This window comes from Sphaerimonospora thailandensis (genome assembly GCF_016863115.1).
GTDB lineage: Bacteria > Actinomycetota > Actinomycetes > Streptosporangiales > Streptosporangiaceae > Sphaerimonospora > Sphaerimonospora cavernae.
In genome coordinates, this window is sequence record NZ_BOOG01000166.1 from 1 (window position 1) to 505 (window position 505).

The 505-nt window shown below is 68.5% G+C and carries 1 pseudogene; it reads left to right on the forward strand.

The annotated features are described in order from the left end of the window. Positions 1-505 (forward strand): annotated as a pseudogene (locus Mth01_RS29470) (hypothetical protein); the annotation flags it as partial.

Sequence of the window (505 nt, forward strand, 5' to 3'; positions counted from 1 at the left end):
TCAACCTCATGTTCCGCAACCGGCCCGAGCTCGCCGTGGAGATGTTGCGCGACCATCTCGGCGTCGAGGTGCCCGGCGGGCTTGCGGTCCAAGTGGTGGGCAACGAGCTCAACGATCGCCTGTCGAAGGACCGGTACGCCGACACGGTGATCACGATCGGCCCCCGGCATGCGCCCGAGCACGCCATCATCGTGGAGATCCAGCAGAAGAAGGACGAGGAGAAACGCAAGCAGATCCCCCGGTATGCCGCCACGCTGTGGCTGCAGCTGGACTGCCCGGTCACGGTGCTGGTGATCTGCACGGACGCGGGCACCGCCGAGTGGGCGGCCAAGCCGATCGACACCAAGCTGGCGGGCTACACGCTGAGGTGCGCGGTGATCGGCCCCGACCAGATCCCGCCGATCACCGATCCGGCGGAGGCCGCGGCGCATCCGGAGCTGGCCGCGTTGTCGGTGATGACCCACGGGGAGCAGCCGCCGGTGGCAGAGGCGTTCATAGCCGCGCT